This window comes from Streptomyces sp. NPDC017940 (assembly GCF_044328435.1).
Classification (GTDB): Bacteria; Actinomycetota; Actinomycetes; order Streptomycetales; family Streptomycetaceae; genus Streptomyces.
In genome coordinates this window covers 124,358-142,019 of record NZ_JBIRHJ010000012.1, presented here as the reverse complement: position 1 = coordinate 142,019, position 17,662 = coordinate 124,358, and the positions used below count along the sequence as shown (strand labels likewise).

Sequence of the window (17,662 nt, the reverse complement as noted above, 5' to 3'; positions counted from 1 at the left end):
GCCCCCCCGCTGTGGGCAGCTGGTCCGCCAGGGGCGAGGGGGGTACCTCCCTGCTCGAGCGGAGCCGAGAGCTTGGGGGAGGGTGGGCACAGCCCCACCCGCCGGGTGCCCGTTCTGTGGGCGGAGGGGTGCAGCCCAGGCCGACGGCAGCCATCACGTGGGCAGAGGGGGTACGCGGCTGCGGTCCCGTGCCGCGCGCGGCAGTAGGGGCGGAGGGTGCGGGCGGTCAGGGTGAAGCGGGGGCGGAGGGGGGTCCTTGCCGGGGGAGGCAGATACCCTGGAGGGCGACCCGTCCGCCCGCCCCCGATCCCGAGGATTCGCGACCGCCGTGTTCGACACTCTTTCCGATCGCCTCGCAGCGACATTCAAGAACCTCCGCGGCAAGGGTCGCCTCAGCGAGGCGGACATCGACGCCACGGCGCGCGAGATCCGCATCGCCCTGCTGGAAGCAGACGTCGCCCTCCCGGTGGTCCGCGCCTTCATCAAGCAGATCAAGGAGCGCGCGACCGGCACCGAGGTCTCCGCCGCCCTCAACCCCGCCCAGCAGGTCATCAAGATCGTCAATGAGGAGCTCATCGGCATCCTTGGCGGCGAGACGCGACGGCTGCGGTTCGCCAAGAACCCGCCGACGGTCATCATGCTGGCCGGTCTCCAGGGCGCCGGTAAGACCACGCTGGCCGGCAAGCTCGGCCGCTGGCTGAAGAGCCAGGGCCACTCCCCGCTGCTCGTCGCCTGCGACTTGCAGCGGCCCAACGCCGTGAACCAGCTGTCGGTCGTCGCCGAGCGCGCGGGCGTCGGCATCTACGCCCCGCAGCCGGGCAACGGCGTCGGCGACCCGGTCCAGGTCGCCAAGGACTCGATCGAGTTCGCCCGGACCAAGCAGTACGACGTCGTCATCGTCGACACCGCCGGCCGCCTCGGCATCGACCAGGAGCTGATGCAGCAGGCCGCGGACATCCGCGACGCCGTCAGCCCGGACGAGGTCCTTTTCGTCGTCGACGCGATGATCGGTCAGGACGCCGTGAACACGGCGGAGGCCTTCCGCGACGGCGTCGGCTTCGACGGCGTCGTCCTCTCGAAGCTCGACGGCGACGCCCGCGGCGGTGCCGCCCTCTCGATCGCCCATGTCACCGGGCGCCAGATCATGTTCGCCTCCAACGGCGAGAAGCTGGACGACTTCGACGCGTTCCACCCGGACCGCATGGCGTCCCGCATCCTCGGCATGGGCGACATGCTCACGCTCATCGAGAAGGCCGAGCAGACCTTCTCGCAGCAAGAGGCCGAGAAGATGGCCTCCAAGCTGGCGAGCAGCAAGGGCGGGAAGGACTTCACGCTCGACGACTTCCTGGCCCAGATGGAGCAGGTCAGGAAGATGGGCAGCATCAGCAAGCTGCTCGGGATGCTGCCCGGCATGGGGCAGATCAAGGATCAGATCAACAATCTCGATGAGCGGGACGTCGACCGGACCGCTGCCATCATCAAGTCGATGACACCTGCCGAGCGGCAGGAGCCGACCCTCATCAACGGCTCGCGGCGGGCTCGTATCGCCAAGGGCTCCGGCGTCGAGGTCAGCGCCGTGAAGAACCTCGTCGAGCGGTTCTTCGAAGCCCGCAAGATGATGTCCCGCATGGCCCAGGGCGGCGGCATGCCGGGTATGCCCGGGATGCCGGGCATGGGCGGTGGCCCCGGCAAGCAGAAGAAGAAGCAGAAGCAGGCCAAGGGCAAGCAGCGCTCCGGCAACCCGATGAAGCGCAAGCAGCAGGAGGAGGAGGCCGCCGCCCGGCGCGCCGCCACCGAGGAAGCCGCCGCGGGCGGTGCGTTCGGGCTGCCGCCCGGGCAGGCCGGCAAGGACTTCGAGCTGCCGGACGAGTTCAAGAAGTTCATGGGCTGAGTTCCGTCCCGTCAGCACGCCCCGTCAGCACGCCCCGTCAGCACGCCCCGTCAGCACGCCCCGTCAGCACGCCCCGCCAGCACGTGCCGCCGGCACGTGCTGGCGGGGCGAAATGTTCGGAACGTGCCTCACGTTTTCGTGTGCCTCGTGTGTGTCCGTTCATTGGCTTTGGGGCGTCCTGCCTTTTGGCGGGGCGCCCCTTGTGTTTGTCCGGCTGTGTTTGTTGCGTGTGGCTGTGCTTGTTCGGTGCGCCCCCGTTTTTCTGTGGCTGCGGCTGTCTTGTGGGTGGTGGGCGCGGCGTGCGCAGGGCTGGGGCGTACGGGGGGGTCTACCGCGTGCCTCTGGGGTTTTTGTGTCGTAGCGTCCGGATATGAGCAACCCCGTGCCGCCGCGTCAGAAGCCCGAGCAGCCGTGGCGTTCCGAAGGCGCTCCTGAGCCCGCTCCCACCCCGTCGCCCAGGCGCAGGCCGCCGGGGGGCTGGGGCGGGCTCGTTCTTGTCGCTCTCGTTGTCTATCTCGTCGCCAACCTCGTGCTCTCGTTCTTCGGCGACGGCGACGAGCCGACCATCTCGTACACGGAATTCAGCAAACAGGTCGACTCCGGGAACGTCTCGAAGATCTACTCCAAGGGCGACTCCATTCAGGGGCAGTTGAAGGAGGAACGTAAAGAGCCCGGCGGCGGTGACTCTTACACCAAATTCACTACCCAGCGGCCCGAATTCGCCGACGACAAGTTGTGGAGCGACCTGACCGAGCACGATGTCACCGTCACCGCCGAACCGGTGGTGCGGGAGCGGAGTTTTCTCTCCAATCTGTTGATCTCTTTGGCGCCGATGCTGTTGTTGGTGGTGCTGTGGGTCCTTGTCGCTCGGCGCATGGCCTCGCGCATGGGCGGAGCGGGCGGCATGCTCGGGCGCAAGCAGCCGCCGAAACCCGTCGAGCTCGAAGCGGGGAAGAAGCGGACGACCTTCGCGGACGTCGCCGGCATCGACGAGGTCGAAGGGGAGCTGAACGATGTCGTTGATTTCTTGAAGAACCCGGACGAGTACCGGGCCATGGGGGCGCGGATGCCCGGTGGGGTGCTGCTCGCCGGGCCGCCCGGGACCGGGAAGACGCTGCTCGCGCGGGCCGTCGCCGGTGAGGCCGGGGTGCCGTTCTTCTCGGCTTCCGCCTCGGAGTTCATCGAGATGATCGTGGGCGTGGGCGCTTCGCGGGTGCGTGAGCTGTTCGCCGAGGCCCGGAAGGTCGCGCCGGCCATCGTCTTCATCGACGAGATCGACACCATCGGGCGGGCCCGTGGCGGCGGCAGCGGCATGGGCGGGCACGACGAGCGCGAGCAGACGCTCAACCAGATTCTCACCGAGATGGATGGTTTCTCCGGCTCCGAAGGTGTCATCGTCATCGCCGCCACCAACCGCGCCGACATCCTCGACCCCGCTCTGACCCGGCCGGGCCGCTTCGACCGGGTGGTCAACGTGTCCCCGCCGGACCGGGGTGGGCGCGAGGCCATTCTCAAGATCCACACTCGGACCATTCCGCTCGCCGACGGCGTCGACCTGGCCCAGGTCGCCCGCACCACCCCCGGCATGACCGGAGCCGACCTCGCCAACCTCGCCAACGAGGCCGCCCTGCTCGCCGTGAAGCGCAAGCAGCGCCAGGTGACGCAGTCCGACCTCTCCGAAGCCCTCGAAAAGGTGCAGCTCGGCGCCGAGCGGCCGCTGGTGATGCCCGACGAGGAGCGCCGCCGCACCGCGTACCACGAGAGCGGACACGCGCTGCTCGGCATGCTCCAGCCCGGCGCCGACCCCGTCCGCAAGATCACCATCGTCCCGCGCGGACGCGCCCTCGGCGTCACCCTGTCGACGCCGGACGCCGACAAGTACGCGTACACCGAGGAGTATCTGCGCGGCCGCATCGTCGGCGCACTCGGCGGCATGGCGGCCGAACACGTCGTCTACGGAGTCATCACCACCGGCGCCGAGAACGACCTGGAACAGGTCACCAACATCGCCCGCGGGATGGTCGCACGCTGGGGCATGAGCGAGCGCGTCGGCCGCCTCTCCGCCCTGCCGAACGACGCCCAGCAGGCCTACGGCCTCGCCGCCGCGCCGGGGACTCTCGACACCATCGACGGCGAGATGCGCCGCATCGTGGACGAGTGCTACGAGAGCGCCTGCCGTCAGCTGCGCGACCACCGCGAGCGCCTGGACGCCCTGGCCGCCGCCCTCCTGCGGAACGAGACGCTGGAGGAGGCCGAGGCCTACCGCGTGGCCGGGATCCCCCGCCTCGGCAAGGAGACCTGAGGCCGCGCCGCGGGGGAGTGCTACGGAACGCGTGCGATCAGGTAGCGGAAGACGTTCGGCATCCACACCGTGCCGTCGCGGCGCTGATGCGGATGCAGCGCCTCGGTCAGCTCCTTGTCGACCTGCACCTGGTCCGTCGCGCCCACCGCCGCGTCGAACAGGCCCGTGGACAGCAGGCCACGGACCGCGCTGTCCATGTCCGCGTACCCGAAGGGACACGCCACCCGGCCCGAGCCGTCCGGTTCGAGGCCCGCGTACTGAGCGACCTCCTCCAGGTCGTCCCGGCACGCCGTACGCCAACTGCGGGTGGAGCGCAGCGGATCGGCCAGCTTGGTGGCCACCCGGAGCACGGACGAGGTGGTGCAGCGCTCCGGTGGACCCCAGCCGGCCAGGACCACCGGCGCACCCCTTTCGGCGAGCGGTGCCGCGCTCTCCAGGAGGGCGGAGAGGCCCTCGGAGTCACCCGCCACACAGCCGATCGGCTGGAGCGCGGTCACCAGGGTGTACTGCGGGGTGTCCGGCGCGGCGGCGTCCCCGGGAGTTCCCTGGACGAGTCGTGCGGCCTCCCGCGGCCGTGCCCCGGCGGCCGCGTCCGGCGTGAGACGGCCGCGGGCGAGCGCCAGGCGCTCGGGCTCCGAGGGATCCACGCCGGTCACCGAGGCGCCGCGCGACGCGGCCATCAACAGGGCGAGCCCGGAGCCGCAGCCCAGGCCGAGGAGCCGGGTGCCTCCGCCCACGTCGAGCCGTGCGTACACCGCCTCGTAGAGCGGGACCAGCATCCTCTCCTGGATCTCCGCCCAGTCACGCGCGCGTGCGCACCGGTCCACACGGGGGCGGGCACCCGCGCGCGGGAGGTGAGAGTGCACGAGCGTTGGTGTCATCGAAAGCGCCCCAATCCGCCGAGAGTTGTCGTGCCGATTCCTACGGTTCGTCCGCCCCCGCGACGTGCGTTCACGCTCCCCCGTATGCCAGGGAACTCCGCATCCGTCGTGGCGTCCAGGGGTTGTGGGGCAATGCTTGCGTGCCACTGCCGTGCGCCCCCCGGCAGCGCGGATCCCGGCCCCGCGGACGGCGCGGACGCACCCTGCGCGCCGCGGTCGCCGCGGGCGGGCGGGGCGGTGCCGGACGCCGAGGGCACACCCGGTAACGTCGCCGTCGTGGCACGCGCCCACCGAGCGTCGTGACACGGGCGCACCGGGGGCCGGGGTTCCGGATCGGGGCGCGGGCGCGGGGGTGATGACCGGTGCTTCTTCGCAACACGCCCCCCGGCGCGCGGAGTTGGACCGCGCGCCGGACAAGAGGATGATCCTGACGCGCGGCCTTTTGCGTACGCGTCACTACGTACCGGCTTGGTGTGAGCTGCGAGGCTTCTCCGCAGATCAGCGCACCCGCCCTCGTCCGGACGCATCAATGGCAACTGACGGGTAAGTGCAAATTATTTGAGATGCCCCGGAATGGAACCCGGAGGCACCCCGGCTCGTTGTCACGACGTGAGCACGACACCACCTGTTCTCGCCGCAGAGCTGGCACAGGCGTGGGCCGACATTCAGCGGCACCACTCCGAGCTGCCGGACCTAGCCGCGCCCGAATCCCTGATCGGAGAGTCGTCGTCCGCCTGTGGCGCCGAGCTCTCCTTCGAGCGACTGCTGCACGAAGCAGTCCACGGCATCGCCGCCGCCCGCGGCGTACGCGACACGTCACGCGCCGGCCGCTATCACAACCGCAGATTCCTCTCGATCGCGGAGGAGCTGGGCCTCGACCACCCGGAGGAGCCGCACCCGAGCAGCGGTTTCTCCCTGGTGACGCTCAACCCCGACGCGAAGAAGCGCTATCGCCCCACCATGGAGCGGCTGCAACGCGCCCTGAAGGCGCACACGGCGGCCACCACGACGGACACCTCACGCACCTTCCGCGGACCGGCCGCCCGGCACGGCTCGTCCGGCGGCGGTGTGCGCGTGAAGGCGGTCTGCGACTGCGGGCGCAACGTCCGCGTCGTCCCCTCGGTGCTCGCCCAGGCGCCCATCATGTGCGGCGGCTGCGGCAAGCCCTTCAGGATCCCGGAGGTGGTGGGCTTGGCCGTGGGAGCGGGGTGAGCCGGGCCCATCCGAGCTGAGCCGGTGCGGGCGGCCGTCCGGATCCGGCCGCCCTCCGGGGAGCCGCGGCCCACAGGGGCCCGGTCGAGGGCGGCGGTGGGGGACGGGCGGGCGTATGGCACAATGGCTAGCTGTACTCGACAGTCGCACAGGACCCCTCTCTCCTCCGGCTGACGCGTCCATCGGGCATCTCGAGTACCGCAACCCCACGCGGCATCCCGTTGTGCCCAACCACGTCAAGACCAGGAGACACCACTTCCGTGGCAGTCAAGATCAAGCTGAAGCGTCTGGGCAAGATCCGTTCGCCTCACTACCGCATCGTTGTCGCCGACTCCCGTACCCGCCGTGACGGCCGGGCCATCGAGGAGATCGGCCTGTACCACCCGGTGCAGAACCCGTCGCGCATCGAGGTCGACTCGGAGCGCGCGCAGTACTGGCTGTCCGTCGGCGCCCAGCCGACCGAGCCGGTCCTCGCGATCCTGAAGCTCACCGGTGACTGGCAGCAGCACAAGGGCCTCCCGGCCCCGGCGCCGCTGCTCCAGCCCGAGCCGAAGGCCGACCACCGCGCCCTCTTCGAGGCCGTGGCCAAGGACGCCGAGGGCGGGCCCAAGGGCGAGGCCATCACGCAGAAGAAGAAGGCCGACAAGAAGGACGAGGCCCCGGCCGAGTCCGCGGCCGAGTCGACCGAGGCCTGAGCATGCTCGAGGAGGCTCTCGAGCACCTCGTGAAGGGCATCGTCGACAACCCCGACGACGTGCAGGTCGCCTCGCGCAACCTGCGCCGTGGCCGCGTCCTCGAAGTCCGGGTCCACCCGGACGACCTGGGCAAGGTGATCGGCCGCAACGGCCGCACCGCACGCGCGCTGCGCACGGTCGTTGGCGCCATCGGCGGCCGCGGTGTCCGCGTCGACCTCGTCGACGTCGACCAGGTTCACTGAACCACATGTAGCACCGGCTCGGGCCGGGGAGGGCTCCAGGGCCGTCCCCGGCCCGTAGTCGTATCAACAGGGAGAGACAGCACAGTGCAGCTCGTAGTCGCGCGGATCGGCCGCGCCCACGGCATCAAGGGCGAGGTCACCGTCGAGGTGCGCACCGACGAACCGGAGCTGCGGCTCGCCCCCGGCGCCGTGCTCGCCACCGACCCGGCGGCCACCGGACCGCTGACCATCGAGGCGGGCCGGGTGCACAGCGGCAGGCTGCTGCTCCGCTTCGCCGGCGTGCGCGACCGCACGGGTGCCGAGGCGCTCCGCAACACGCTGCTGATCGCCGAGGTCGACCCCGATGAGCTCCCGGAGGACCCCGAGGAGTTCTACGACCACCAGCTGATGGACCTCGACGTCGTCACCAAGGACGGCACGGAGGTCGGCCGGATCACCGAGATCTCCCACCTGCCCTCGCAGGACCTGTTCATCGTGGAGCGGCCCGACGGCAGCGAAGTGATGATCCCGTTCGTCGAGGAGATCGTCACCGAGATCGACCTGGAGGAGCAGCGGGCCGTCATCGACCCGCCGCCCGGCCTGATCGACGACGGCGCGGAGGTCGCGTCCGCGCGGGATGCCGCCGGGGCCGAGTCCGAGGGCGGTGACCGTGCTGCTGGGGCTGACGGGTCTGCTGGGGCTGACAGGTCTGGTGGGGCTGACGAGGCTGCCGGAGGCGGGCCCAAGGCTGCCGCCGAGGCCGACGGAACCGCGTCCGGGACCGCCGGTGAGGGCTCCTCCGGTGCCGTGAAGGGCGACGCCTGATGCGGCTCGACGTCGTCACGATCTTCCCCGAGTACCTCGAACCCCTGAACGTCTCGCTCGTCGGCAAGGCACGCGCGCGTGGCCGCCTCGACGTCCATGTGCACGACCTCAGGGAGTGGACGTACGACCGGCACAACACGGTCGACGACACGCCCTACGGCGGCGGCCCCGGCATGGTCATGAAGACCGAGCCCTGGGGTGACGCCCTCGACACCCTGCTCGCCGACGGCTACGAGGCGGGCCACACGAGCCCCGCCCTGGTCGTCCCGACGCCCAGCGGCCGCCCCTTCACCCAGGAACTCGCCGTCGAGCTGTCCGAGCGCCCCTGGCTGGTCTTCACGCCCGCCCGCTACGAGGGCATCGACCGCCGCGTCGTCGACGAGTACGCGACGCGCGTACCGGTCTACGAGGTCTCCATCGGCGACTACGTCCTCGCGGGCGGGGAGGCAGCCGTCCTGGTCGTCACGGAGGCCGTGGCCCGGCTCCTTCCGGGCGTGCTCGGCAACGCCGAGTCCCACCGCGACGACTCCTTCGCCCCCGGAGCCATGGCCAACCTCCTGGAAGGCCCCGTCTACACCAAGCCGCCGAAGTGGCGCGGACGGGACATCCCGGACGTCCTGCTCAGCGGCCACCACGGCAAGATCGCCCGTTGGCGCCGGGACGAGGCGCTGCGCCGCACGACGGCCAACAGGCCCGACCTGATCGAGCGCTGCGACCCGGCGGCCTTCGACAAGAAGGACCGCGAGATGCTCTCGATCCTGGGCTGGGAGCCCGAGCCCGAGGGCCGATTTTGGCGCAGGGCGAAGGCCGTGGAAGAATAGAACGCTGCTGTACGTCCAGCGTGCGCCCCTGCCACAGGGGGAGACGACGCCCGCCCGACGCGATCAGCATCCCTTCCGGAAGAGAGCCGGACTCCTCGGAGCCCAGGTCTTGTCCGAAGAAGGCACCCAAACACTCATCACGATCACCGCTGATGACCTGTGGCATCAGCGAGGAAGCAGACGATCATGTCCCACCTGCTCGACACCGTCGACTCGGCGTCGCTGCGCAGCGACATCCCGGCCTTCCGTCCGGGTGACACCGTCAACGTCCACGTCCGCGTCATCGAGGGCAACCGCTCCCGTGTGCAGCAGTTCAAGGGCGTAGTCATCCGCCGCCAGGGCGCCGGTGTCCGCGAGACCTTCACGGTCCGCAAGGTCTCGTTCTCCGTCGGCGTCGAGCGCACCTTCCCGGTGCACACCCCGATCGTCGAGAAGATCGAGCTCGTCACCAGGGGCGACGTCCGTCGCGCCAAGCTGTACTACCTCCGTGAGCTGCGCGGCAAGGCCGCGAAGATCAAGGAGAAGCGCGAGAACTGAGCTTGCGCACGGCCCCCGGGCCGAGCTCTCGCACGGGTCCACAGCGGAGCCGGATAGCATCTGGCCCCGATGGACACCGAAGCACAGCACACGGAGCGCGACCGCTCCTCCCCCTCCTCCGAGCCCGCACCCGCCACCGCGGAGGCGCCGGACACGGAGGGAACGGAGAAGCGGTCGCGTTCCGTTTTCGCGTCCGTCGCCGACAGGGTCCCGGGCGGGCGCCTCACCCTCACCGCCCTCCTCGGCATGGCCGTCCTGCTCCTGCTCGCCACCTTCGTGGTGCAGCCCTACGCCATTCCCAGCGGCTCCATGGAGCCCGCCCTGCGCCCGGGGGACCGCGTACTCGTCAACAAGGTGGCGTACCGTTTCGGTTCCGGGCCGCAGCGCGGTGACGCGGTCGTCTTCGACGGCAGCGGCTACTTCGGGGACTCCGACTACGTCAAGCGGGTCGTGGGTACGGGCGGCGACCGGGTGGTCTGCTGCGACAAGCGGGGGAGGATCAAGGTGAACGGCGCGCCCGTCGACGAGCCTCACCTGTTCCCCGGGGACGCCCCTTCAACGGTGCCCTTCGACGTCGTCGTGCCCGACGGCACCCTCTTCCTGCTCGGCGACCACCGCAGCGACTCCAGCGACTCCCGCGACCACCTCGGGTCCCCCGGCGGTGGCATGATCCCGGAGGACGCGGTCATCGGAAGGGCCGACTGGATCGCCTGGCCGCTCGGCCGCTGGACCTCACTGAAGCGTCCCGACGCCTACGTGCGCGTGCCGGCGCCGGGCGGCGCGCATGGGTAGCCGCGGGCGTACGAAAGCCACGCACAAGGCCGACACCCGCCTGCCCACCGGGACCCGGCCGACCGAGGGCCCCGTACTGCCGGGCCGCGCCGAGCGCCGCAAGCTCGCCAGGAGGGTCAAACGCCGCAGGCGCCGCTCAGCGATCAGGGAAGTACCCCTCCTGATAGTCGTCGCGCTGCTCATAGCCCTCGTCCTGAAGACCTTCCTGGTGCAGGCCTTCGTGATCCCCTCGGGCTCCATGGAGCAGACCATCCGCATCGGTGACCGCGTCCTGGTCGACAAGCTCACCCCGTGGTTCGGCAACAAGCCCGACCGCGGGGACGTCGTCGTCTTCAAGGACCCCGGGAACTGGCTCCTGGAGGAGCGCGGCAGGAAGAAGGACGACCCCGTCGTCATCAAGCAGGTCAAACAGGGCCTCACCTTCATCGGACTGCTCCCCTCCGACGACGAGCGCGACCTGATCAAGCGCGTCGTCGGCGTCGGCGGTGACACCGTGAAGTGCTGTGACAAGAACGACAAGGTCACCGTCAACGGCAAACCGCTCGACGAGCCCTACCTCCACCCCGGTGACCAGCCCTCCGCCTTCGATTTCGAGGTGAAGGTCCCCGAGGGACGCCTCTTCGTCATGGGCGACCACCGATCGGACTCGGCCGATTCGCGCTTCCACCGGAACGAGAAGTTCAGCGGCACCGTCTCCGAGGACGAGGTGGTGGGCCGCGCACTCGTCATCGCCTGGCCGCTCGGTCACTGGCGCACACTCTAGGAAGCCGGTACGTACCCGGCGGGACCGACGCGCCCGCCGGGTCGGACACCGTCACAGGAGCGTCGCATAGGGTGGCCCCGGCGGTGGCAACGGAAACACGGGCCTCCCGACCCCTGCGGAACTCCCGCTCGTTAAGGGAGTGGTGGGCCTGCGTCGCGCACGGGGCAGGCAGCGGAACGGACTGAGGAGTGGATGTGGGGGATGTGGCGGTCGGCGCACGATCCGGACACGAAGGACCCGAGGAGCGGCCAGGGCGCTCCGCGGGGCCGGTACCCCCACCCGCGGGGGACGGGATGAGCACCGGTCCGGACACCGCGGCCCCAGGCCCCGCGGCGGCTCCCGGCGAGACCGGCGCCCCTGGCCCCCAGGGAACCGAGCCGCCGAAGCCGGCGCGGGGCAAGAAGCCCAAGTCGTTCTGGAAGGAGCTGCCGCTCCTCATCGGAATCGCGCTTGTCCTCGCCCTGGTCATCAAGACCTTCCTGGTCCAGGCGTTCTCCATCCCCTCGGACTCCATGCAGAACACGTTGCAGCAGGGTGACCGGGTCCTCGTCGACAAGCTGACTCCGTGGTTCGGTTCCGAGCCCGAGCGCGGCGAAGTCGTGGTCTTCAGAGACCCCGGCCACTGGCTGGACGGCGAACCCACCCCCGAGCCCAACGCGGTGCAGAAGGTCCTCGGCTGGATCGGCCTGATGCCGTCCGCCGACGAGAAGGACCTCATCAAGCGCGTGGTCGCGGTCGGCGGCGACACCGTGGAGTGCAAGGGCACCGGACCGCTGAAGGTCAACGGCAAGGCGCTGAACGAGAAGAACTACGTCTTCGAGGGCAACACCCCCTGCACGGTCGACGACCAGGGCGGCCAGTTCAAGATCACGGTCCCCAAGGGCAAGATCTGGGTCATGGGTGACCACCGGCAGAACTCGCTGGACTCCCGCTACCACCAGAACCAGCCCGGTGGCGGCGCCGTGCCCGTCGACAACGTCGTGGGCCGCGCCTTCGTGATCGCCTGGCCCCCCACCCGCTGGGCGACGCTGCCGGTCCCCGACACCTTCGACCAGCCGGGCATCAGCCAGGCGATGGGCGCCGCACCGGCCGCCCTCGGCCTCGCGGGCGCGGTGCCGTTCGTCCTGTGGCGCCGCCGCCGGGCGGCCGCACGACCGGATTCCGGGCCGGGATCCAGGGTTTCTGGCGGGCGTACCGCCGGGTAGTCTGCCGTCCCAGATCGCCGATCTTCCACGGCCCGTCCCGAACAGCGCGCGTCATCGCCGTACGCCGCTCGCATACTCGGTACGAGGGGCCGCGGGGTCGTCTCCGAGCCGGGGGAGCACTGGGATGAGCACGACGCGTCGTACGGACGAGGGCCGCGGACGGCTCGGCAGCACACTGTCGGGGGTCGCCGTGGCCCTCGGCTGCGTCCTCTTCCTCGGCGGCTTCGTCTGGGGAGCCTTCGTCTACCAGCCGTACACCGTCCCCACGGGCTCGATGACCCCCACCATCGGCGCGGGTGACCGGGTCCTCGCCCAGCGCATCGACGGCGACGACGTGCGCCGCGGTGACGTCGTCGTCTTCCGGCAGCAGTCCTGGGGCGACCTGCCGATGATCAAGCGCGTCGTCGGCGTCGGCGGCGACAAGGTCGCCTGCTGCACCGACGGCAGCCTGACCGTCAACGGCAAGCGGATCGAGGAACCGTATCTCCCCGAGGGGGAGCAGGCCGCGGCGACCGGCCTGCCCACCACGACGGTGCCTGAGGGGCGGCTGTTCCTGCTCGGTGACGAGCGCAGCGGCTCGATGGACTCCAGCGTCCACCTGGAGGACGCGGACCACGGCACCGTGCCGCGCAGCGCCGTGAAGGCCCGCGTCGACGCCGTGGCCTGGCCGCTGGACGGCATGCTCGACCGCACCAAGGCCTTCGACGGTCTGCCCGGCGGGGGCGGGTCCGAGCCGGGGCCGCTGCGGCTCCAGCTCGCCGCCGTGGTGGCGGGAGCGGTGCTTGTCCTCGGCGGGGCGGCGTACGGTCCCATCGCCAGGCGGACCCGGCGGGACGCGGAGCCCACCGGCGGCGCGGGCGCGGGCGGCAGGTCCGGCGGTACGGCGGAGGCCGCGGGTGTCGGCTGACGGGGCGAGCGGTGCCGCCGGGGGCGGCGCGATGGCGGGGCGTCCGCTGCGGAAGGTGGCCCGGGTCGTGCTCCTGGACGGGCGTGACCGCGTTCTGCTGCTGCACGGGCACGAGCCGGGTGACCCGGCGGACGACTGGTGGTTCACGCCGGGCGGCGGCCTGGAGGGCGACGAGACGCGTGCGCAGGCCGCGCTGCGGGAGCTCGCCGAGGAGACGGGAATCACAGACGTCGAACTCGGTCCCGTCCTGTGGCGGCGGCTGTGCTCCTTCCCCTTCGCGGGACGGCGCTGGGACCAGGACGAGTGGTACTACCTGGCACGCACCACACAGACGGTGACGCGTCCGGCGGGGCTGACCGAGCTCGAGCGGCGCAGTGTCGCGGGAGCACGCTGGTGGACGTGCCCGGAACTGGCCCTGGCACATGAGACGGTGTATCCGACCAGGCTCGCCGAGTTGCTGCGCAAGCTGCTCGACGAGGGTCCTCCGAGCTCGCCCGAGACCCTGGGCACGGAAATCGTGTAGGGGCCCCCGGGGCTGGCGCACAATAGGGGGACGCACGGCTGAAGGGGAACATGCCATGAGCGCCGAGGACCTCGAGAAGTACGAGACCGAGATGGAGCTGAAGCTCTACCGGGAGTACCGCGACGTCGTCGGGCTGTTCAAATACGTGATCGAGACCGAGCGGCGCTTCTACCTCACCAATGACTACGAGATGCAGGTGCACTCGGTCCAGGGTGAGGTGTTCTTCGAGGTCTCGATGGCCGACGCCTGGGTGTGGGACATGTACCGCCCGGCCAGGTTCGTCAAGCAGGTGCGGGTGCTCACGTTCAAAGACGTGAACATCGAGGAGCTCAACAAGAGCGATTTGGAGCTGCCGGGCGGCTGAGCTGCCGTCTCGGTGCCGACGGGGGTGCGGCGCCGGTGCCGACGCCGGTGCGGTGCAGACGCCGGTGCCAGTGCTGGCGGCGATGCCCGGTTCCGGGCTGGGGTTCGGGCTCGGGCTGGGGTTCGGGCTCGGGCTCGGCGGGAGTTGAGTCACACTTCCGGGGGACGGAGTTGTCCACAACCCGAGAGTAGTGCACCAAGATCCAACAGCGGGGCGCCACCACGTGACCGTGGGTGTCGGAGGTGGTGCCGACATGAACGCACAGGGTGCTCTCGGCAGGTACGGCGAGGAACTGGCCGCACGGCGGCTGGCCGAAGCCGGGGTGACGGTCCTCGACCGCAATTGGCGCGGCGGCCGCACGGGTGAGATCGACATCGTGGCCCGCGACGGCGACGCCCTGGTCGTCTGCGAGGTGAAGACCCGCAGGCAGGCCTCGTTCCAGCACCCGATGGCGGCGATGACGCCCGTCAAGGCCCAACGGCTGCGCGGTCTCGCGGAACGCTGGCTCCAGGAGCACGGCGGGGCTCCACCGGGCGGGGTGCGCATCGATCTGGTGGGCGTCGTCGTGCCCGAGCGCGGCGCCCCCGTGGTCGAGCACGCCCGGGGGGTGGCGTGATGGGATTCGCGCGTACGTGCTCGGTGGCCCTGGTGGGTGTCGAAGGCGTCGTCGTCGAGGTCCAGGCCGACCTGGAGCCCGGTGTCGCGGCGTTCACGCTGGTGGGACTGCCCGACAAGAGCCTCACGGAGAGCCGGGACCGGGTCAGGGCGGCGGTGGTCAACTCCGGCGGGGAGTGGCCGCAGAAGAAGCTCACGGTCGGGTTGAGCCCCGCGTCCGTGCCCAAGGGAGGCAGCGGCTTCGACCTGGCCGTGGCCTGTGCCGTCCTCGGAGCGGCGGAGCGGATCGACCCCCGCGTCCTTGCCGATGTCGTGATGATCGGGGAACTGGGGCTCGACGGCCGGGTGCGCCCGGTGCGCGGTGTGCTGCCCGCCGTCCTCGCGGCGGCCGACGCGGGCTATGAGCAGGTGGTCGTCCCGGAGTGCACGGCCGCGGAGGCCGCCCTGGTGCCCGGGATCGCCGTCCTCGGGGTGCGCAGTCTCCGCCAACTGATCGCCGTCCTCACCGACGAGCCCGTCCCCGAGGAGCCCCCGGACGACCCGGGGCGCCCGGACCCCCTGATGGCGGGTCTGAACCTGCCCGGTGCGGCATTCGGCAGCGGCATGGGCGGTGTCGCCGCCCACGACCAGCGGCACGACTTCGCGGACGTGGTCGGCCAGGTGTCCGCGCGGACGGCGATGGAGGTTGCCGCGGCCGGCGGGCACCACGTGTTCCTCCAGGGCCCGCCGGGCGCGGGCAAGACGATGCTCGCCGAGCGGATGCCGGCCATCATGCCCCGCCTGTCCAGGGCGGAATCCCTGGAGGTCACCGCCGTCCACTCGGTCGCGGGCATGCTGCCGCCGGGCAAGCCCCTGGTGGACGTCCCGCCGTTCTGCGCGCCCCACCACTCGGCGACCATGCAGTCGCTGGTGGGTGGCGGCAAGGGGATCGCCCGGCCCGGGGCGGTCTCCCTGGCGCACCGGGGAGTGCTCTTTCTCGACGAGGCTCCCGAGTTCAGCAGCCACGCCCTCGACGCCCTGCGCCAACCACTGGAATCGGGGTACGTCGTGATCGCCCGCAGTGCCGGAGTGGTGCGGCTGCCCTCGCAGTTCCTGATGCTCCTGGCCGCGAACCCGTGCCCGTGCGGCCGTCTCAGCGTGACCGGCGACAGCTGCGACTGCTCGCCCAACAGCATCCGCCGCTATCAGTCACGGCTCTCCGGGCCCCTCCTCGACCGGGTCGACCTCCGCGTGGAGGTGGAGCCCGTCACCCGCTCCGAACTGACGGCCCAAGGGGCGCGGGGCGAGTCCACGCAGGTCGTCGCCGACCGGGTGCGCGCCGCCCGGGAGCGCGCGGCCACCCGCCTCGCGGACACACCGTGGCGCACCAACAGCGAGGTGCCGGGTCACGAGCTGCGCAGCCGGTGGCAGGCGGTCCCCGGCGCCATGGCCGAGGCCGAGCACAGCCTGGAGCGCGGCGTCCTCACCGCACGCGGCCTCGACCGCGTGCTGCGGGTGGCGTGGACGGTGGCGGACCTGACGGGCCACGACCGCCCCGACGCGGGCGATGTGGCCCTCGCCCTGCAACTGCGCACGGGGGTGCCCCGCGGGGCGCCGATGGTGGTGGGGGCGCGACCGTGAGGCAGGGGGACGAGGAGGGGCCGCGGGACCAGGAGTGGCTGGCCCGCGTGGCGCTGACCCGCGTGCTGGAGCCGGGGGATGCCGCGGGCGGCCGGTGGCTCCGGGAGTGGGGCGCCGTGGAGGTGCTGCGGCGGCTGGTCGAGGGGGACGCGAGTGATGTGGGGGTCGAGGGAGCCGAGGGGGACGGCAGGTTCCAGGGGCCCGGTGGGCCCGGGGCGTCCGGTGGGCCCGGGGCGTCCGGTGGGCCCGGGGCGTCCGGTGGGTCCGAGGCGTCCGGTGGGCCCAGGGGGTCCAGGAAGCCCAACGGTGAGAGCGCAGCCGCAGGGGGCGATGGCGGGCGGCTGCCGGGGGTCTCGGCGAAGCGGTGGGCGGGGCTGAGAGCGCGGGCGGGACGGGTGCGGGCGGAGCGGGACCTGGAGACGGCCGCGGCGGCCGGGGCACGGTTCGTGGCGCCGGGGGACGCCGAGTGGCCGGCCCAGCTGGACGACCTGGGGGACGCGCGGCCGGTGGGGCTGTGGGTGCGGGGTCGGCCCTCCCTGCGGATATGGGCGCTGCGGTCGGTGGCGGTCGTGGGGGCGCGTGCCTGCACGGAGTACGGGGCGCACATGGCGGCGGAGCTGGGCGCGGGCCTCGCCGAGCGCGGGTGGGTCGTGGTGTCCGGTGGCGCGTACGGCGTGGACGGCGGCGCGCACCGGGGCGCGCTCGGCGCGGGCGGCGCCACGGTGGCGGTGCTCGCGTGCGGGGTGGACAGGCCCTACCCCCGGGGACACGCACAGCTGATCGGGCGGATCGCCGAACAGGGACTCGTCGTGGGCGAGTTGCCGCCGGGCGACCATCCGACGCCGAGCAGGTTCATCCTCAGGAACAGGGTCATCGCCGCGCTCACCCGGGGCACCGTCGTCGTGGAGGCCGCCTACCGCAGCGGCGCGCTGGTCACGGCCCGCTGCGCCCAGGACCTCGGGAGGTACACGATGGGAGTGCCAGGCCCGGCCACCAGCGGCCTCTCGGCCGGGGTGCACGAACTGCTCCGCGGGGACGCGGTGCTGGTCGGCGACGCCGCCGAAGTCGTGGAACTGGTGGGGGACATGGGGGACGTCGCGCCCCGGCGGCGCGGCCCCGTGGTGCCGCGCGATCTGCTCGACCCGGGGGCGGCGGGTGTGCTGGCGGCGCTGCCCGCGCGGGGGAGCGCGGGGGTGCGGGACATCGCGCTGCGTGCGGGCACCAGCGCGGACGACGCGGTCGCCCGGCTGTACGAACTTCGCTCGCTCGGGTTCGTCGAACGACAGGGCGACGGCTGGCAGTTGACACGCCAGGTGATTCCCCCGGTCTTTCCGGACGGGGGTGGGAGGTGACGGTGCGTGTTGCGCCGGACGGATGACACGCCGACACGCTTGGGAAAAAGAGGAGTTGGCGCAATCGAATAGTCACGCAGAGCGACGGCCAGCTACCCGGAGGGCGTCAAGCGGAACGTATCTGCGTACGCGCGAT

17 protein-coding genes and 1 pseudogene are annotated in these 17,662 nt (G+C 71.5%); 17 read left to right on the top strand and 1 reads right to left on the bottom strand.

What is annotated here, in order from left to right; genetic code table 11:
* Window positions 1-328: 328 nt before the first annotated feature.
* Window positions 329-1,891 carry a signal recognition particle protein gene (gene ffh / locus ACH4DX_RS32710; protein WP_398123026.1) on the top strand — a complete coding sequence of 521 codons (1,563 nt, stop codon included), beginning with the start codon at window positions 329-331 and terminating at the stop codon, window positions 1,889-1,891.
* Between the two features lie 370 nt (window positions 1,892-2,261).
* Window positions 2,262-4,193, top strand: coding sequence for an ATP-dependent zinc metalloprotease FtsH (ftsH, locus tag ACH4DX_RS32705; protein ID WP_398157745.1), 1,932 nt, complete (start codon window positions 2,262-2,264; stop codon window positions 4,191-4,193).
* A 20-nt stretch (window positions 4,194-4,213) separates the two neighbouring features.
* On the opposite strand, the gene ACH4DX_RS32700 is transcribed toward ftsH, so the two are convergent.
* Complete coding sequence (locus ACH4DX_RS32700; protein ID WP_398157744.1) at window positions 4,214-5,074, bottom strand: SAM-dependent methyltransferase; 861 nt, start codon at window positions 5,072-5,074, stop codon at window positions 4,214-4,216.
* 609 nt (window positions 5,075-5,683) lie between these two features.
* Between ACH4DX_RS32700 and ACH4DX_RS32695 the strand changes: the two genes are divergently transcribed.
* From ACH4DX_RS32695 to dprA, 15 genes and pseudogenes are all read left to right on the top strand, one after another.
* Window positions 5,684-6,286: a hypothetical protein gene (locus tag ACH4DX_RS32695; RefSeq protein ID WP_398123029.1), complete on the top strand. Its 603-nt coding sequence runs from the start codon at window positions 5,684-5,686 to the stop codon at window positions 6,284-6,286.
* A 260-nt stretch (window positions 6,287-6,546) separates the two neighbouring features.
* Complete coding sequence (rpsP, locus tag ACH4DX_RS32690; protein ID WP_398123030.1) at window positions 6,547-6,981, top strand: 30S ribosomal protein S16; 435 nt, start codon at window positions 6,547-6,549, stop codon at window positions 6,979-6,981.
* Between the two features lie 2 nt (window positions 6,982-6,983).
* Window positions 6,984-7,223 (top strand): RNA-binding protein, encoded by a 240-nt coding sequence (locus tag ACH4DX_RS32685; RefSeq protein WP_030361979.1) that lies wholly within the window; start codon window positions 6,984-6,986, stop codon window positions 7,221-7,223.
* An 84-nt stretch (window positions 7,224-7,307) separates the two neighbouring features.
* Window positions 7,308-8,027, top strand: coding sequence for a ribosome maturation factor RimM (gene rimM / locus ACH4DX_RS32680; RefSeq protein ID WP_398157743.1), 720 nt, complete (start codon window positions 7,308-7,310; stop codon window positions 8,025-8,027).
* Window positions 8,027-8,848: a tRNA (guanosine(37)-N1)-methyltransferase TrmD gene (gene trmD, locus ACH4DX_RS32675; RefSeq protein WP_398157742.1), complete on the top strand. Its 822-nt coding sequence runs from the start codon at window positions 8,027-8,029 to the stop codon at window positions 8,846-8,848. Before rimM ends, trmD begins: the two co-directional genes overlap by 1 nt.
* 186 nt (window positions 8,849-9,034) lie before the next feature.
* On the top strand, window positions 9,035-9,385 hold the full coding sequence (gene rplS / locus ACH4DX_RS32670) for a 50S ribosomal protein L19 (protein ID WP_037677552.1): 351 nt from the start codon (window positions 9,035-9,037) through the stop codon (window positions 9,383-9,385).
* A 69-nt stretch (window positions 9,386-9,454) separates the two neighbouring features.
* Window positions 9,455-10,177 carry a signal peptidase I gene (lepB, locus tag ACH4DX_RS32665; protein ID WP_398157741.1) on the top strand — a complete coding sequence of 241 codons (723 nt, stop codon included), beginning with the start codon at window positions 9,455-9,457 and terminating at the stop codon, window positions 10,175-10,177.
* Window positions 10,170-11,229, top strand: a pseudogene (gene lepB / locus ACH4DX_RS32660) (signal peptidase I); the annotation flags it as partial. The gene lepB (ACH4DX_RS32665) and the pseudogene lepB (ACH4DX_RS32660), both read left to right, overlap by 8 nt.
* Window positions 11,135-12,145, top strand: coding sequence for a signal peptidase I (gene lepB / locus ACH4DX_RS32655; RefSeq protein ID WP_398123034.1), 1,011 nt, complete (start codon window positions 11,135-11,137; stop codon window positions 12,143-12,145). The pseudogene lepB (ACH4DX_RS32660) and the gene lepB (ACH4DX_RS32655), both read left to right, overlap by 95 nt.
* 124 nt (window positions 12,146-12,269) lie before the next feature.
* The gene (gene lepB / locus ACH4DX_RS32650; RefSeq protein ID WP_398157740.1) at window positions 12,270-13,052 is read left to right on the top strand and encodes a signal peptidase I; all 783 of its coding nucleotides are present in this window, start codon (window positions 12,270-12,272) and stop codon (window positions 13,050-13,052) included.
* A 31-nt stretch (window positions 13,053-13,083) separates the two neighbouring features.
* Complete coding sequence (locus ACH4DX_RS32645) at window positions 13,084-13,575, top strand: NUDIX hydrolase (protein ID WP_398157751.1); 492 nt, start codon at window positions 13,084-13,086, stop codon at window positions 13,573-13,575.
* 55 nt (window positions 13,576-13,630) lie between these two features.
* The gene (locus tag ACH4DX_RS32640; RefSeq protein WP_003965949.1) at window positions 13,631-13,939 is read left to right on the top strand and encodes a DUF2469 domain-containing protein; all 309 of its coding nucleotides are present in this window, start codon (window positions 13,631-13,633) and stop codon (window positions 13,937-13,939) included.
* A 223-nt stretch (window positions 13,940-14,162) separates the two neighbouring features.
* A complete protein-coding gene (locus ACH4DX_RS32635; protein ID WP_398157739.1) occupies window positions 14,163-14,555 on the top strand; it encodes a YraN family protein in 393 nt (130 codons plus the stop codon).
* A complete protein-coding gene (locus ACH4DX_RS32630) occupies window positions 14,555-16,174 on the top strand; it encodes a YifB family Mg chelatase-like AAA ATPase (protein WP_398157738.1) in 1,620 nt (539 codons plus the stop codon). Before ACH4DX_RS32635 ends, ACH4DX_RS32630 begins: the two co-directional genes overlap by 1 nt.
* On the top strand, window positions 16,171-17,526 hold the full coding sequence (gene dprA, locus ACH4DX_RS32625; RefSeq protein WP_398157737.1) for a DNA-processing protein DprA: 1,356 nt from the start codon (window positions 16,171-16,173) through the stop codon (window positions 17,524-17,526). The genes ACH4DX_RS32630 and dprA overlap by 4 nt, the downstream gene beginning before the upstream one ends.
* Window positions 17,527-17,662: the final 136 nt, after the last annotated feature.

Coding starts and splice junctions, on each gene's coding strand:
- ACH4DX_RS32630 (WP_398157738.1), top strand. CDS start 14,555: ATGGGATTCGCGCGTACGTGCTCGGTGGCCCTGGTGGGTGTCGAAGGC.
- trmD (WP_398157742.1), top strand. CDS start 8,027: ATGCGGCTCGACGTCGTCACGATCTTCCCCGAGTACCTCGAACCCCTG.
- ACH4DX_RS32700 (WP_398157744.1), bottom strand. CDS start 5,074: ATGACACCAACGCTCGTGCACTCTCACCTCCCGCGCGCGGGTGCCCGC.
- lepB (WP_398157741.1), top strand. CDS start 9,455: ATGGACACCGAAGCACAGCACACGGAGCGCGACCGCTCCTCCCCCTCC.
- ACH4DX_RS32640 (WP_003965949.1), top strand. CDS start 13,631: ATGAGCGCCGAGGACCTCGAGAAGTACGAGACCGAGATGGAGCTGAAG.
- lepB (WP_398157740.1), top strand. CDS start 12,270: ATGAGCACGACGCGTCGTACGGACGAGGGCCGCGGACGGCTCGGCAGC.
- ACH4DX_RS32645 (WP_398157751.1), top strand. CDS start 13,084: ATGGCGGGGCGTCCGCTGCGGAAGGTGGCCCGGGTCGTGCTCCTGGAC.
- ftsH (WP_398157745.1), top strand. CDS start 2,262: ATGAGCAACCCCGTGCCGCCGCGTCAGAAGCCCGAGCAGCCGTGGCGT.
- rplS (WP_037677552.1), top strand. CDS start 9,035: ATGTCCCACCTGCTCGACACCGTCGACTCGGCGTCGCTGCGCAGCGAC.
- ACH4DX_RS32685 (WP_030361979.1), top strand. CDS start 6,984: ATGCTCGAGGAGGCTCTCGAGCACCTCGTGAAGGGCATCGTCGACAAC.